Annotated in this window: 13 protein-coding genes; 8 read left to right on the top strand and 5 right to left on the bottom strand. The window is 71.6% G+C overall.

The window, feature by feature from the left end; genetic code table 11:
• Positions 1 to 753, bottom strand: a 753-nt coding sequence (locus GXW76_RS15995) for a lytic transglycosylase domain-containing protein (protein WP_211863090.1), incomplete at its 3' end; no start/stop codon positions are given.
• A 300-nt stretch (positions 754 to 1,053) separates the two neighbouring features.
• On the opposite strand from GXW76_RS15995, the gene GXW76_RS15990 reads away from it, so the two are divergent.
• The 3 genes from GXW76_RS15990 to GXW76_RS15980 are packed head-to-tail and all read left to right on the top strand — an operon-like array spanning position 1,054 to position 3,215.
• On the top strand, positions 1,054 to 1,599 hold the full coding sequence (locus GXW76_RS15990; RefSeq protein WP_246514418.1) for an outer membrane lipoprotein: 546 nt from the start codon (positions 1,054 to 1,056) through the stop codon (positions 1,597 to 1,599).
• A gap of 46 nt (positions 1,600 to 1,645) precedes the next feature.
• Entirely contained in the window at positions 1,646 to 2,479 is an 834-nt protein-coding gene (locus GXW76_RS15985) for an ABC transporter permease (protein ID WP_211863089.1), read from the top strand.
• 4 nt (positions 2,480 to 2,483) lie between these two features.
• The gene (locus GXW76_RS15980; RefSeq protein WP_211863088.1) at positions 2,484 to 3,215 is read left to right on the top strand and encodes an ABC transporter ATP-binding protein; all 732 of its coding nucleotides are present in this window, start codon (positions 2,484 to 2,486) and stop codon (positions 3,213 to 3,215) included.
• A gap of 236 nt (positions 3,216 to 3,451) precedes the next feature.
• Here GXW76_RS15980 and GXW76_RS15975 read toward each other — a convergent pair whose 3' ends face one another.
• From GXW76_RS15975 to GXW76_RS26165, 3 genes are read right to left on the bottom strand one after another with little or no spacing between them, the layout of a single operon-like run.
• The gene (locus GXW76_RS15975; RefSeq protein ID WP_211863087.1) at positions 3,452 to 4,384 is read right to left on the bottom strand and encodes an NAD-dependent epimerase/dehydratase family protein; all 933 of its coding nucleotides are present in this window, start codon (positions 4,382 to 4,384) and stop codon (positions 3,452 to 3,454) included.
• A 6-nt stretch (positions 4,385 to 4,390) separates the two neighbouring features.
• On the bottom strand, positions 4,391 to 5,206 hold the full coding sequence (locus GXW76_RS15970; RefSeq protein ID WP_211863086.1) for a glycosyltransferase family A protein: 816 nt from the start codon (positions 5,204 to 5,206) through the stop codon (positions 4,391 to 4,393).
• Positions 5,203 to 6,810, bottom strand: a complete 1,608-nt coding sequence (locus tag GXW76_RS26165) for a glycosyltransferase (RefSeq protein ID WP_211863085.1) — start codon at positions 6,808 to 6,810, stop codon at positions 5,203 to 5,205. Before GXW76_RS26165 ends, GXW76_RS15970 begins: the two co-directional genes overlap by 4 nt.
• 456 nt (positions 6,811 to 7,266) lie before the next feature.
• On the opposite strand from GXW76_RS26165, the gene GXW76_RS15960 reads away from it, so the two are divergent.
• From GXW76_RS15960 to GXW76_RS15945, 4 genes are all read left to right on the top strand, one after another.
• Positions 7,267 to 8,406, top strand: a complete 1,140-nt coding sequence (locus GXW76_RS15960; RefSeq protein WP_211863084.1) for a class I SAM-dependent methyltransferase — start codon at positions 7,267 to 7,269, stop codon at positions 8,404 to 8,406.
• A gap of 4 nt (positions 8,407 to 8,410) precedes the next feature.
• Positions 8,411 to 9,592: a glycosyltransferase family 4 protein gene (locus GXW76_RS15955; protein ID WP_211863083.1), complete on the top strand. Its 1,182-nt coding sequence runs from the start codon at positions 8,411 to 8,413 to the stop codon at positions 9,590 to 9,592.
• A 64-nt stretch (positions 9,593 to 9,656) separates the two neighbouring features.
• Positions 9,657 to 11,510 (top strand): glycosyltransferase family 2 protein, encoded by a 1,854-nt coding sequence (locus GXW76_RS15950; protein WP_211863082.1) that lies wholly within the window; start codon positions 9,657 to 9,659, stop codon positions 11,508 to 11,510.
• Positions 11,507 to 12,619 (top strand): rhamnan synthesis F family protein, encoded by a 1,113-nt coding sequence (locus tag GXW76_RS15945; protein WP_211863081.1) that lies wholly within the window; start codon positions 11,507 to 11,509, stop codon positions 12,617 to 12,619. Before GXW76_RS15950 ends, GXW76_RS15945 begins: the two co-directional genes overlap by 4 nt.
• 122 nt (positions 12,620 to 12,741) lie before the next feature.
• Here the strand turns inward: GXW76_RS15945 and GXW76_RS15940 are convergent, their stop codons facing one another.
• Entirely contained in the window at positions 12,742 to 14,238 is a 1,497-nt protein-coding gene (locus tag GXW76_RS15940) for a glucosyltransferase domain-containing protein (RefSeq protein ID WP_211863080.1), read from the bottom strand.
• A 257-nt stretch (positions 14,239 to 14,495) separates the two neighbouring features.
• Between GXW76_RS15940 and GXW76_RS15935 the strand changes: the two genes are divergently transcribed.
• The gene (locus GXW76_RS15935; RefSeq protein ID WP_211863079.1) at positions 14,496 to 15,251 is read left to right on the top strand and encodes an SDR family NAD(P)-dependent oxidoreductase; all 756 of its coding nucleotides are present in this window, start codon (positions 14,496 to 14,498) and stop codon (positions 15,249 to 15,251) included.
• Positions 15,252 to 15,437: the final 186 nt, after the last annotated feature.

Below are 15,437 nucleotides of genomic sequence, written 5' to 3'. Positions count from 1 at the left end.
CGCCATCGGGGCGAGGCTCGCCACCTGGACGCGCGGCGCGGCCGGCGGGGGCGGTGGCGGCGCCTCGGCCATCTGGACCGGGGCCGGCGCCTGGCGCTGTTCGCGCAGCGCGAGCGCGGTGGTGCCCGTGATCTGCCGCGGCCCGGCCGGGATGTAGGTGCCGATGTCGGCCGCCGCATAGACCTCGGCCGGCGCGCGGCGGTTCGGGTGCGCGCCCTCGATGCGGGGGCCGATGCGCGCGACGTAGTTGCGCGTCTCGTTCGGCAGGCCGCGGCCGCCCCAGAGGTAGTCCTCGAGCCGGCGCGGGCCGGCATTGTAGGCGGCGAGGAAGGCGGGCGAGCCGTAGAGCTCGTACATCTCCCGCAGATAGGCCGCGCCGGCCTGGATGCTGTCATACGGGTGGTAGGGGTCGGACCCGAGGTTGTAGCGGGCCTGCAGTTCCCGGTAGGTGCCGGGCATCACCTGCATCAGCCCCATGGCGCCGACGGGGGAGGTCGCATTCGCCCGCCCGCCGCTCTCCTGGCGCATCACCTCGCGAATCCAGCGTTCCGGGATGTCGAAGCGGCGCGAGGCGTCGCGAATCCACGGCCCCCACGGGTCGCCCGGCGGGCCGGGCGGCGTCGCGCTGTCGGGCCGGTTGTAATATGGCCCGTTGTTCGCGGCCCGCTGCCCGTTCTGGGCGCAGGCAGCCAACAACGCCATCAGGCCCGCGGCCATGACGGCCCTGGCACCGCCCTTGCGAGATCCGGTCATCCCCCTGGTCTCCATCGGGCCCTTCCCCGGAGCCTGCCCCCCTAAGCGGTGGTCCGGATCCCCATCCGTCCCACCCAGGCTTGCCCCGACTTACAGGCGTGTGGCGCAACAAACTGAAATGTTGCGTAGGCTAGGCCGTGGCGCCGGGTCAAGTCTTGCGCGAAACCCACACCATGTGGGGTTCTTGCAACGCCAACCGCGCCACGGGTAGCAGTGACCCACGGGATTGTGGCCATGACGCGGCGACGTTACTCGCCGACTGCCCGCGCCGCCGGGCGAGACATCAGGGAGACCGGGACCATGTTCGACGTCCGCCGCCTTGCGCCGATCTGTGCCGTGCTGGCACTCGGCGCGGGGCTTTCCGCCTGTGCCCCGGCCACCAACACCACGGTGGACCGCTATGCCCTCGGCAGCTCGGGCTACGTGTCCTACGGCACCATCGTCGGCATGCGCCCGGTCGCGGTGCAGGGCACGCGCACGGGAATCGGCGCCGGCACGGGCGCGGTGGCGGGCGGCGTGCTCGGCAGCACCATCGGCGGCGACTGGCGTGCGCGCACGGTGGGTGGCGTGATCGGCGCGCTCGCCGGCGGCCTGGCCGGCGCGGCGGTCGAGGAAGGCGTGACGCGTGGCGACGCCATGGAATTCATCATTCGCGACGACAACGGCGCGACCCGCTCGATCATCCAGACCAACGAACTCGGCCTGGCGGTGGGCGAGCGCGTCGTCATCACCCAGGGCGACCGGGTGCGCCTGTCGCGTGCCGGGGGCGCCGCGCCGGCCGGCTATGGCGCCGGCTATGGTGGTGGTTACGGCGGCGGCCCGGTGGATGCGCGCGGCGGCAAGTAGCCGCGCCCTTCCTGCTGCTGCGGAAGGCGTGTAGAAGCCGGCGCCGATGCGTCACCCCCCGAGCCCGGTCCACGAATTCGATGCCGCCGATCCGCAGCGGCGGCTGCGCGCGCGCGAGGACATCGCCACCGGCTTCGCGCGCTGGCGCCTGGCCTGGGCGCTGGCGCGCGGCGACATCACGCATCGCTACCGCGGCTCGGTGCTCGGGCCGCTGTGGCTGACGATCTCCACTGCCGTGACGCTGGCCGCGCTCGGGATTCTCTACGCCAAGCTGTTCCGCATGGACGTGGCGGAATATCTCCCCTGGCTGTCGGTCAGCCTGATCGTCTGGGGCGTGATCTCGCAGATGGTGACCGACGCCACCACCAGCCTGACAGCGGCGGAGGGCGTCATTCGCCAGATGCCGCTTCCCTACACCGTCCATGCGCTCCGCGTGGTGTTCCGCAACGCGGTGGTCGCCGCGCACAACCTGCCGCTTATCGCGGTGGTCTTCGCCCTGTACGGCGTGGCGCCGGGCTGGGGCGCGCTGCTCGCGATACCGGGCCTCATCCTGTTCGCGGTGGCGGCCTTCGCGGCTTCCATCCTGCTCGGCATGCTCTGCGCGCGTTTCCGGGACATCCCGCCGATCGTCGGGTCCGTGATGCAGCTCGCCTTCTTCATCTCGCCGGTGATCTGGAAGCCGGACATGGTCGGCCACTGGGAGCCGCTGCTGCCGCTCAATCCTTTCTTCGCGCTGATGGAAACCGTGCGCGACCCGCTCATTGGCGGCACGGGCAGCGTCGTCATATGGGGCATGGCGGTGCTGTGGACCGCACTGCTCTCGGCCGGCGCCTGGGCGCTCTTCGTCCGCTTCCGCGGGCGCATCGCCTTCTGGGTCTGACAGCATGGCCACGATCGAGGCGTCCGGGCTCGCCATCGAGTTCCCGCTCTATCACCACAATGCGCGCTCGCTGAAGCAGCGCATCCTTTCATCCTCGCGCCTCCGCCTTCGGAAGGACGAGGACAACCGCATCGTCGTCGCGGCGCTGCGCGACCTGACTTTCACCATTGGCAGCGGGGAGCGCGTCGCGCTGGTGGGGCCGAACGGCGCCGGCAAGACCACGCTGCTGCGGACGGTCGCGGGCATCTACGAGCCGGTCGCCGGCCGGCTGCGCGTGTCCGGCGAGATCGGCTCCCTGATCGACCCGGCCGCCGGAATGGACAACCTGCTGACGGGGCGGGAGAACGTCGTCCTGCGCGCGCTCTACCGCGGGATGACGGAGGCCGAAGGCCACGCGCTCGCCGAGGACGTGGCGGGCTTCGCCGGCCTCGGCGACTTCCTCGACATGCCGATCCGCGGCTACTCGGCGGGGATGAACGTGCGCCTGGCCTTCGCCATGGCAACGGCGCTGACGCCCGAGATCCTGCTGATGGACGAATGGTTCCTCGCCGGCGACGCGGAGTTCATGGTGAAGGCCGAGGAGCGCCTCTCGCGCATGGTGACCGATGCCGAGATCCTGGTGATCGCGACCCATGACACCACCATCGTGCGGAAATGGTGCACGCGCGCCATCCGGCTCGAGGGCGGGCGCATCACCGCGGACGGGACGCCGGACGAGGTCCTGGGCGCCGCGTAGGTCGGACGCGTCCCGGCTGGCTCCATCCGGGCGGATGGCCCGCCTCGTTCAGCGAACGCTCCAGCCAACCTGATACCGGCCAGCCTCTCGGCTGACCTGGTTCGATGTCGCGCGGCCGCCCCGCCAGCCTCGCGCGCCATGCCGCCGAAGCTTGCGTCGGCCAGGTTCGGCAGCATGAGCGGAACGTTCGCGCAGCGAAGGCAGCCGGCGTGCCGATCCGGTTCAGGGTCGGCGGGTCAGGCGACACTCGCGCAGGTCGCGCTCAGCCCTTCATGCAGCGAAACCGCTGCCGAGATCCCGAGCGCCGCCCGCGCCGCCGCGGGGTTCCCGATCGAGGTCCTGATGTCGCCGGAGCGCGCGGGCCCGTGCGCGATATCCACCTTGCACCCCATGACATCGGCGAGCGTGTGCGCAACATCGAGGATGGAGGTCGCCCGTCCCGTGCAGACGTTGAAGACGCTCGCGGAGGGCGCCTCGGCCGCCTGCAGCGCCGCGAGCGCAGCGCGCAGATGGGCCACGACGTCGCTCACATACACGAAGTCGCGCACCTGGCGCCCGTCGCCATGCACGACGACCTGCTCGCCGGCGGCGATTCGGGCGGCGAAGATGCTGATCACCCCCGAATAGGGCGAGGACGGATCCTGGCGTGGTCCATAGACGTTGAAGAATCGCAGGCCGATGGTCGGCACTCCGTGCACGCCGGCCGCGACGCCGGCATGCAGTTCGCTGCCGAGCTTGTCGGCGCCATAGGCGGTGCGCGGGGCCGGTCGCGCGTTCTCGGCGATCGCTCCCTCGCCCTGGTCGCCATAGATGGCGGCGGAGGAAGCATAGACGACCGGGACCCGCCCGGCATGCCGCGCTGCATCGAGCACCGCGACCGTACCGGTCTGATTGACCCGGTGGGTGCCCAGCCAGTCACGGTTCGAAAGCTCGACCGACGCGATCGCGGCGAGATGGACGATGCCGGCAACGCCCTGCGCAGCGCGGCGCACCAGCGCGGCATCCGTCACGTCGCCCTCGATCAGTTCGGCGCGCGGGTGGAGGTTTTCTCGCTTGCCGGTCGAAAGGTCGTCCAGGACCCGCACGGCGTGCCCGGCGCCAAGCAGCGCATCGACGAGGTGCGACCCGATGAAGCCCGCGCCTCCGGTAATGAGCAGGGGTCCCGTCATGTGCAATCAGACGGCTTCCGCGCCCTGCGGCGCCGACCGCTGCGGACCCAGCCGCGGGGCGGCGCCGGGCGGCAGGTGCGGCAGCAACCCTTCGGCGGTGTTCTGCTGGCCGAGCGAGCCGGCATCCTTGACGCGAATCAGGTGCACCGTGTCCGGCACGACGAAATGGCCCAACCCGTCCCAGAGCGTCTCCATGTGCCAGGACCAGTCCTCGACGCCGAAGCCGCGGCTCCGGTCCACGGCGGTATAGGGGTGCCGCTCGTGGATCTCGCGTCGCGCGAAGACATTCGCGGTCCAGATATTGTTCAGGAACAGCACGTCGCGATCGAAGCCGGGCGTGTCGCTGGCGTGGTGCCACATGTGAAAGGACTGCGCCGCCGCGTGCGGCATCTCGTGCGTGGAATGGCGGTCGAAATCGCCTTCCACGAAATAGTACAGCGACTGCGGGTGCCAGATGGCCTCCGGCGGCGCATTGGCCGCGGTGGCCGCCCGATGCGCGAGATGGAGCCAGTCCTCGCCCCAAAGGTCGTCGCCGTCCAGGAAGGCCAGGAACCGGCCATGCGCGGCGGCGACGCCTGCATTGCGCGCGAGACCGAGATCGCCGACCGACACCTCCTGAACGGCATCGAGCCAGTTGCCGCGCGTGGCGGCCATGCGTCGGGTGAGATCGTCGGGACGGTCGAGGACGGCGCGAGCCTCGACCGCCAGGCCTGCGGCACGCGCTCGCATGACGAGATCGTGCATCGACGACAGGGCCGGCAGCGCGAGCGGGCCTTCCCGGTGCAGGATGACGGTGACCGTGATGTCGGGCGTGTCTGTCATGTCAGGCCGAAAAGGGTGGCGACGCTGCGTGCATGTGCGTCCGGGGAATGGCGGTCGAGCGCCTGGTCGCGCGCGGCGGCACCCATCGCGGCCGCCTCCTCCGGCGTCATGGCGGCCACCTGGTCGAGCGCGGCGGAAAAGGCGGTCAGGCTTTCCCGCGTGTTGGCGCCGTGGCGCACGAAGACGGCGGCGCGCTCGTCAAAGGTCCCGCGCAGGCCACCGACGTCGGCCAGCACCATCGGGATCGCCTGCTGGCTCATCTCCAGCACGACGTTCGGCATGCCTTCGAACAGGCTGGTGAAGAGGAAGCCGTCATGCGCGCTGAAGTCGGCCGCCGCGACGTCCGGCAGGGTGCCTTTCAGCGTGATGTTCGGCAGGCCGAGGCCGAGCGACCTCGGCTCCACCTGCCAGGGACCGAACACGTCGAAGCGGTCCGCCGGCCGCGACTGCGCCAGCGCGGCGAGCAGCGCGGTGCCCTTGAACGGCTCGACGCGCGACACCCAGGCCCAGCGCCGCGGTGCACCGGGGGGGAGGGCGCGCGCGCGCCGGGCCGAGAGGCGCGCGCCGAAGGTCGCCTCGTCGGCCGGCGCGATGCGTGACGGGAGCATGGCAATGCCGGGACCGGGCATCTCGCCGTACAGGCCCCGCAACGTCTCGGCCATCGGGTCGTTGTCGGTCAGCGCCAGCGCGAAGGGCAGCGTCCTGCGCGGGAATCGTGCGCCGTAGGGTGCCCCGATCGCATTCCTGCCCATGCTGAAATAGGCGCAGGCGATGCGCGCGAACTGGCCGAGGCCGCGCCCGAACTTCGCCACGGTCTCCAGCCCCACGCGGCTGTTGACCACGACGATCCGGTCCGGCCGCAGCGCGTTGAGGAAGCGTCCGAGCGTCGCGGGGCTCGAGTGGCCGAAGCCGTCGCAGACGTCGCGCCAGAAGACCACTTTCGCCTGCCGGAACGGCGCGAGGATCGAGAGATCCTCCCAGCCGCGCGCCTCTGCCTCGGTCTGGTCGGTGAGGAGCACGAGAATGGGCCCGCCGCCGGCGGTCGCCAGCGCGTCCACCAGGTCCGCCGCATACTTCTCCGCACCGCCTGACAGCAGGAAGGGCAGGACGAACACGGCTGCGGGACGCTCGGGCACTGCGGCAAGCACCCGCGCAATGTCGATTCCGTCGCGGTCGAGCAGATCCGTCGCGTGGAAGCGGCGCAACTCGCCTATGGCGTCCGCGCCGGGCGCGAGGATGGCCGGATCGTGCCGTGCCTGCGCCATGATCTGCCCGAGGATCGAAGCCGGAAACGGGATTCGGGCGCGGGCGGCGATGGGTTCGCCCCGCCAGGTGAAGCGGCGCCATCCCGTGCCGCTGGTGGCTGCCGCGCCGCGACAGACTTCGAGGCCCGGGAATTCGCGGCCTTCGCGAAACCCGTGCTCGAGCCAGTGCTGGTAGGCGTCGATTCGGGCTGCGGCGACGTCGGGATTCGCCTGGAGGTAGCCAACCGCGTCCCCCACTTCCCGCACGAATGTCGCAAATGCCGGATCCGAGGCCAGTTCCGGCGCACGCCGCCGGAGGCGGACCGCGACGCTGCGCGCCAACGCGAATGGGGAGGTCACGTAGCCTTCCTTCCGGCGTCGCGGAGCGCATGGGTGGAAGTGGGACCGACGGGCGGCAACACTATGTGCGGCATGTGCGGCAGCGGACCCGCCTGTCGCAGCGACCTGACGCCGAAAGGCATTCCGGGAACCAATCTCAAGGGACAGAACGTTGCGGCATCGCGAGGACTTCGTGCGCCGGGGCGGTTATATAGCCACGCCCGCCGCTGCGCCAACGGTTCCGATCGCCAGGCCGCGAACGGCCCGGCCAGGGTGCCGAGGGCATGTTCGGTCGCAGCGCGCAGCAGCCCTTGCCTTCCGGTGGTGGCGCCCCGTCATTCGCGCCGCTGACGAGAGGTGGTAGGATCGCGCCCGGTCGGCCGGGGCTGCCGCAGAGTGGCCGGGTCGCCCGCCACGCCGCCGCTGGTAGTCCTGGCCGTTGCACACGGCAAAGCTGGCAAGGTGGATCGCTGCGCGATGGAACGACTCAAGGTCACGCTCGAGGACGAGTACAGCGCCGTCGAGGCCTCCATCCATGTCGGGCGCTATGCGCTGGCCCTGCCCTTTGCGGCCGGGAGGCGCGTTCTCGATATCGCGTGCGGGGAAGGATACGGCTCCTGGCTCATGGCCCAGGCGGGCGCGGCCTCGGTGCGCGGCATCGATGTCGCCGATGACGCGGTGGCCCGTGCGCGGGCGACCTTTTCCGATCCTCGCATCAGCTTCGACACCGGCCAGGGCGAGACGCTGGCCGAGACCTTCCCCGAGGCCAGCTTCGACCTCGTCGTTTCCATCGAGACGATCGAGCATGTCCAGGACCCGGTGCGTTTCCTGGAAGCGATCCGGCGGGTCGCCGCGCCGGATGCGATCATCATCCTGACCTGCCCGAACGACCATTGGTACTACCCGCCACACGAGTCCAACCCTTATCACCTTCGGAAGTTCACGCTGCCGGAGTTCCAGGCGCTGACCCGGGGCGTGCTGGGCGACGCCGTGCAGTGGATGATCGGCAGCGCTGCGCTCGGCTTCGCCGCGGTGCCGCTCGCGGCGGACCCCGACGGCCCGGCGGACGGGCTTCCCCGGATCGTGCATGTCGAGACCATGGAGGCGAGCCTGCGCGTCCCCTCCTCGGCTGTGGCGCCTGCGCCGGAAACGTGCAGCTACTTCGTCGGCGTCTGGAATGCCCCCGGCCGCGTGGCGGGGGCCGGCGCGGTCCATGCCCTGTCCATGGATGCCTACGCCGCGATGATGGCCGCGTATCCGCAGGGCGCGGCCGCCGCGCCGGCGCCTTCCGCCGACGCCTCGCCGAAGGAGCGTGTTCTCGGGGCGGCACTGCAGCGCGAGAACGAGATCATGGCCGCCCGGATCCGCGAATACGCCGACCAGGAAGCCGAGCTGCGCGACCGGATCCGCGAGTGCGCCGAGCAGGAAGCGGACCTGCGCGCCCGTCTCGATGCCCTCACGCACGAGCGGGATGCCCTCACGCACGAGCGGGACGACCTGCTGCCCGCCGCCCTGCGCTGGCGTGGCATGGTGGAGCGCGTGCGGCGCCTGTCCCCGACGACGGCGAAGCTTGCCGCCGGATGGCTCCGCCGTCGCGGGCCGGATCAGGGCCATTAGCGGCATGGGTCACGATCCGACCGTTCGCGGCAAGGGGGGCGGGAAGCCGCGCATCGCGCTCGTCATCGATACCGATGGCTGGGCCTTCGCGAATATCTCGCGGCAGATCTGCCGGCATCTCGGCGATCGCTACGACTTCGACATCCTGCCGATGACCTGGCTCTCGGAACTCGGCCAGGAGCATTGGCGTGCCCCGGGCGGCGTCGCCGCGCACCTGCCGCCCGACGCGATGGGCATCGGGCCGCTCCTGATCCAGTCGCCGGACTACGACCTGATCCACGTCTTCTGGCGCGAATACCTCGGCCTGATCGACAGCCCGCTGCTGGTCGAATACGCGCGGCGGCTGGGCCTGGACTACGAGACCTTCGCCGCGCGCTACATCCGGGACGCCTGCATCACCACCGCGGTCTATGACCACCTGTACATCGATCCCGCAGCCATCGCGCAGCGCCGGCGCGTCTTCAACACCCTGGCGGCGGGCTATCATGTCGCCTCCCGGCGGCTCGACCGCCTCTACCGCGGCTTCGACGGCCTCCGCCCGCCGCGCGCGGTGATCGAGGACGGCGTGGACACGGAACTGTTCCGTCCCGCCGATCTTGGCCGCCTCGAGACGGTCGCGAACCGCGAGATCGTGCTCGGCTGGGTCGGGAACAGCGGCTGGACAGCGGAAGTCGAGGACTTCAAGGGCGTCCACACCATCCTGAAGCCGGCGGTCGAACAGCTCCGGGCCGAGGGGGCGCCGGTTCGCCTCGAGATGGCCGACCGCCAGCAGGCCTTCATCCCGCACGCCGCGATGCCGGACTACTACGCCCGCATCGACCTCTATGTCTGCACGTCCAGGATCGAGGGCACGCCCAACCCCGTGCTCGAATCCATGGCCTGCGGCATACCGGTCATCAGCACGGATGTGGGCATCGTCCCGGAGGTGTTCGGGCACCGGCAGGCGGAGTTCATCCTGGCGGAGCGGTCGGTGGAGTGCCTGAAGGCGGCGATCCGCCGGTTCATTGCCACGCCCTCGCTGTTCACCGACCTGTCACGGGAGAACCTCGCGTCCATCGCCGGGTGGAGCTGGCGGCACCAGGTGCGGAAGTTCGAGGCGTTCTTCGACGGGGTGCTCCTCGAACGCCGGGCGGCCGGGGCCGGATCGAGCGAGGGGGTGTTCGAGGCAAAGGGCCTCGTGCGATAGGGGAGGGCGCGACCGGCCGGCCCCGCCCTGCCGATCGTGCCCGATCTCGATGGAACGATCCGCCTTGCCGAGTCTCAAGCGCCTCCTCGTCCAGGTCCTGACGTGGGTGCGGCTGCGGGTGCGGCGCAACCCGCGCCTGCGGGAGGCTGTCCGCCCGCTGCTGCGGCCCCTGCTGCCCGTGCTCCGGCGGTATGTTCCGACGCCGCCCGCGATCGCCTACGAGGACTGGATCGCCGACTACGACACCCTGGACGGGGAGGCCCGCGCGCGGATCCGCGCCGAGATTGCCGGCTGGACGGACACGCCGCTGATGTCCGTGGTGCTGTCCGCGCGCGGCGTGCCGGATGCGGCCCTGGGCGCCGCCATCGCGTCGGTCTGCGGCCAGCTCCATCCGTCGTGGGAAATCTGCGTCGCCCATGCCGGTCCACCCGGTGCCGAGCCGGCGCCCCCCCTGGTCGAGGCTGCGCGCAAGGATGCGCGCATCCGTTTCCCCACCGCCGCCGCCGCCGGTGACGTGGAGGCGCTGACCGCCGCCATCGCCATCGCCCGGGGCCAGTGGGTCATTCTCATGGATGGGAACGATCGGCTCGCCGAGCAGGCCCTTTTCCGAATCGCGCGAGAGGCGCTGCGGCATCCCGACGCGGCCTTGATCTATTCCGACGAGGACCGGATCGACGCGCAGGGGCGCCGCGGCGACCCCCATTTCAAGCCGGATTTCGATCCCGAGCTCCTGCTCGCGCAGGATTATTTCGGCAGGCTCCTGGCCTATCGGCGCGACGTGCTGGCCGCGGTCGGCGGCCTTCGCGCCGACGCCGGGGCGAGCGCATGCCACGACCTCGCGCTGCGCGCCGTGCAGGCCATCGGGCCGGCCGCGGTGCGCCACATCCCCGCGATCCTGTGCCACGTCGGCGGAGCGCCGGGCGCGCAGACCGGACCCGCCTCCGCAACCGCCCAGCGGGTGGTGCAGCAGGCCCTGGCGGCGGCCGGGTCGGCGGCGCGCGCCGTGCCGAATCCGCTCGCGCCGGCGCTGCTGCGGATCGTGCATCCGGTGCCCGAGCCGGAGCCCCTCGTCAGCATCATCATCCCGACGCGCGACCGCGCGGAGCTTCTGCGCCCCTGCATGGAGGGCATCCTGCACCGGACCGACTACCGCGCGATCGAGGTGCTGGTCGCCGACAACGGCAGCACGGAGCCCGATGCGATCGCGCTGCTGGCCGAATTGCGCGACGATCCGCGCGTGCGGGTCCTGGAGGAGCCGGGGCCCTTCAACTACTCCCGGATCAACAACCGCGCCGTGGCGCAGGCGCGGGGCGAGATCCTCCTGCTGCTCAACAACGACATCGAGGTGATCGAAGGGGGCTGGCTGGGCGAACTCGTCTCCCATGCCGTCCGGCCGGAGATCGGCGCGGTCGGCGCGAAGCTGCTCTATCCCGACGGGACCGTGCAGCATGCCGGTGTCCTGCTCGGGCTCGGCTGGCCGCGCGGCGTCGCCGGCCATATCTATCTCGGCGCGCAGGGCGACGATCCCGGCCCCTTCGGCCAGCTTGCCGTGACGCGCAGCGCCGCGGCCGTGACGGCCGCCTGCCTCGCGGTCCGCCGGACGCTCTACGACGAGGTCGGCGGGCTGGATGAGCAGAACCTGACGGTCGCCTTCAACGATGTCGATTTCTGCCTGCGCCTGCATGCGCGCGGATATCGCAACCTGTGGACGCCGTTCTCGGTGCTGTTCCACAAGGAATCGGCCTCGCGCGGGGACGACCTGACGGGCGCGAAGGCCCGGCGCTTCCAGGGCGAGATCGACTACATGCGCTCGCAATGGGCGGAACTGCTGGACAACGACCCGTACTGGAACCCGAATCTCAGCCTCACCAGCACCGAGCGTCGCCTGGCGGAGCCGCCCCGCGTTCCACGACCGTGAAAGGTCCCGCCCTCACCGACCTGGCCTTCGACGACCCCGGCCTCGCGCGCTGGCGCCACGGCATGGCGGCGGGGCGGCGCCTCGGCGCGACGCTCGCGGGATGGGGCCGCTTCGCGCGCCGCGGCTACGACCTCGCGATCGACCAGGCGAAGGCCTTCGTCCTCGACCGCATCGATGCGCGGCGGGAGCAGCCCGACCCCATCCTGCGCATGGAGGAAGGCGCGGACCCCATGCGCGACGCCCGCGCCGTCGCGGTGTTCGTGCAGTTCAGCCGGGACGGCGCGTTGACCGGCATGGTGCGGCGGCAGCTCGCGATCTATCGCGACCTCGGCTTCGCGGTGGTGCTCGTCTCGAACAGCCCGGCCTTTCCCGAGGCGTCCTGGCAGGAGGCGCGCCGCATCGCGGCCCTGGTCGTGCACCGGCGCAACCGCGGCCTCGACTTCGGCGCATGGAAGGACCTGGTGCCCGTCGCCCGTGCGCGATGGCCGGGGATGGACGAGCTGCTGCTTGCCAACGACAGCGTCATGGGTCCCGTCCGGCCGCTGGAACCCTATCTCGCCGCGATGCGCGCCGGCGGCCCGGGCTTCTACGGCATGCTGGAAAGCATCCAGGGCGGGCCGCACATGCAGTCGTGGTTCCTGCTCGCGCATGGCCGGAAGGCGGTTGCCGACCTGACGGCGTTCCTCGCGGCGATGCGGCTGAGCCGGTCGAAATGGACGATCGTGCAGCGCGGCGAACTGCGCCTCGCGCGGGCGATGCGGGAGGCGGGGAACCGCGTCGCGGCCTTGTTCGGCTATGCCGGGCTGGTGGAGACCGCGCTGCGGGAGCCGGCGGAACGCGTCTATCTCGACCGCGCGCTGCCCGGCCTGCTCGAAGGTGACGACCGGGAGGCGCTGCGCGCGCTGCTCATGGACCGGCCGCTGAACCCGTCGCAGCATCTGTGGCGCGTGCTCGCCGGCCCGGCCGGCTGCCCCTTCATCAAGACCGAGCTGGCACGGCGCAATCCCGGCCGCCTGCCGGAGGTCGAGACCTGGCCCGCCCTGGTGCCGCCGGACTCGCCCTGTCCGGTGGAGGAGATGAAGGCGCATCTCGCCGCGCTCGGGCCGTGACGGAAGGCGGCGAGGGGCGCCCCGGCGCAACCCCGGTCGGACCGGGCGCGCGTCCCGGGGGTGAGCCGGGGACCTGATATCCAAAGGCGCCGACCGTCACCGGCGGATGCGCCGGATGGCTGTCATCGTGCAGTGCCGACGCAGACGATCGTTCCCTCCGGGCGCGCATGGATGGCCCCGGCCTGCGGCCAGACCGGGCTGCCCTGGCAGGCTTCGTGCGTGTCGCGCCCCGTGACCTGCCAGGCTTCGCCGGTCGCTTCCCGGAAGGTCGCCTGCACGGCCCATGCGATGCGCAGCGAGGAGATGTTGCGGTCGAACCAGGCCGTGCGAAGCGGCGGGCCCACTTGCTGCCACGCAAGCCCGACGAGAATCAGCTCCGTGGGGCGCCTGCCGTCGTGCACCGCCTGCACGTCGCGCGCGATATGACGCGCCCGGCCGAGGTCCCAGCGATTCATCCGTTGCTGATCCAGCAGCATCAGGCTGGAGGCACCGCATTGGAGGAAGACCACGACGAATCCCGGGACGAGCAGGAGGCGCGCCGGCACCGGCCGGATCGCCGGGCCGACCAGCGCCACGGCCAGGGCGATGACGAAGCCTCCCGCCATGAGGGTCCGACCGGGCAACCAGACGATGGCCAGCGCCATCAGCGGCGCCAGGATGGCCAGTGACGTCGCCGCCAGCATGGCGACCGCCAGGGCGACGCGCCCCGCGCCGGCCGGCATCGCCACCAGCAATGCCGCGCCGAGGAAGCCCATGAGCGCCGCGAACAGGGCGCCCGCCATGGCGGGATCCCGCGATCCGAAGGGGTCGAGAAGGTGGGTCAGCAGGACGACCGCGCGATCCGGGATCTGGGCCACGGAGATGAAGCCGCCCCGCTGCTCGACGGCGTCGCTCCCGAAGACCAGCACCGAGCCGGCCACGACAACCGCATAAAGCACAATGCCTGCGACGAAGCCGAGCGGGGCCGGAGCCAGCAGGCGGTCGCGGAGGCGCCTTCCGTCAACGCCGCTCGGGACCAGCTCCACCATGGCGAGTGCCAGGAACATGGCCAGGATCGGCTGATAGGCGCCGACCCCGGCAGCGACCGCGATCGCCGCGAGGCCCGCACCGACGGCCGGATGCCGGGAGAGGTCGGTCGCGCGAAGGAAGCCGCCAAGCGCAAGCCACCCGGCAGCCTGCGCCGGCATGGCAGTGCGAAAGAGGAAGATCTCGGTCCACAGGGGCGCGCTTGCAGCGAGAGCGGCCGCCAGGCACTGCCAGGGCAGGGCGGAGGTCCCCCTCGTCGCGCGCTGAACGGAAAGCGCGATGACGACCGATGCCAGCGGCATCAGCAGGACGACGCTCGGCCACCAGATGACGTCGAAGCCCAGGCCCGTCCGGTTCGCCAACACGGCGATCACCGCTTCCGTGAAGCGCCCTTGGGCAAGGAACCGCCGGCCGGGCGTCGGTTCGAAGAGTCGCAGGACGTCATCGCCGGCATATCCGGGGATGAGGGCCAGGCCCTTGCTCGCCAGCAGCGTGAGGAGGGCGGTCAGGAACAGCGGCACGAAGCCTTCGCCGCCGAACCGCATGCCAGCGGAAGCGGCATGCGTCATCGCCCCGATGCTTCGGTTCCGCATGCTGTGGCCTCAATCTCCGGCATTGGGGGGCGGAAGCCCGCCATATGCCGGAATAGCCTCGCGCGCCAGGGAGCAGGCGAAGCGCCGAGGTGGCGCATGGTCGCCGTCGGACGGGCCGATCGCATCCGCGGTCGTGTCGTGGCGATGGTGCTGCGCCGATCCTGGGCGGCGCTGCCGCGTCAAGCGCGCCCCTGACGATCCCGCCGCGCCCGTGCTATCCGCGCGCCGACGCAAAAACCGGGACAAGGGCGACGGAGATGGGTGGAGCACTCGCAGGAAAGATCGCGCTGGTGACGGGCGCGGGGAAGAACATCGGGCGGGCCATCGCGCTGACGCTGGCGCGGGGCGGCGCGACGGTGGTGGTGAACGGCCGCTCCGACGCCGCGGCGATCGAGGCGGTGGCGCAGGAGATCCGCGCCGCGGGCGGCCAGGCGCGGGCGGAACTCGCGGACGTGTCGGACCCCGCGGCGGTGGCGCGCATGGTGGAGAGCGTGCGCGCGGATCTCGGCGGGATCGACATCCTCGTCTGCAATGCCGGCCTGCGCCGCCAGACGCCCTTCGTGGAGATGAGCCTCGAGGAATGGCGGGAGATCCTGTCTGTCGCCCTCGACGGTGCCTTCATCCTGAGCCGGGCGGTGGTGCCGCTGATGATCGCGCGCGGCGGCGGGTCGATCATCGGCCTGTCGGGCATCTCGACCCATGTCGGCACGCCGAACCGCGCGCATGTCTCGGCCTCGAAGGCGGGGCTCGAGGGGCTTATGCGCGCGCTGGCGGTCGAACTCGCCCCGCACGGCATCCGCGCGAACTGCGTCGCTCCCGGCGCGGTGGACACCACGCGCGGCGCGAGCGCCGGCGCCATGCCGCAGGGCCTCGGCCGGGACGAGGGCATCCCGCTGCGTCGCAAGGCGGCGGTGGACGAGATCGCCGCCGTGGTGCGCATGCTCGCCGGGCCAGAGGGCGGCTACGTCACCGGCCAGACCATCCATGTGAATGGCGGGGCATTCCTGGGCTGATCGCGGCGCGCGGCCATCCCGCGCACGGCCGCGGAGCGGCCATCCCGCGCAAGGCCGCGGAGCGGCCATGCCCGGGGGGGGGGCGAAGGCGGAACGCCCGGCGCGCGCCGGGCCGGGCGGGATCATCGGGGCGCGGAACCGCCTGCCCGGCTCGCGGGACCGGTCCCGGCCGATGGCGGCGGCATC

Origin of the sequence: Neoroseomonas soli (assembly GCF_018129065.1) — a bacterium.
GTDB classification, from domain to species: Bacteria; Pseudomonadota; Alphaproteobacteria; order Acetobacterales; family Acetobacteraceae; genus Neoroseomonas; species Neoroseomonas soli.
This window is presented reverse-complemented; position numbering and strand designations above follow the sequence as displayed.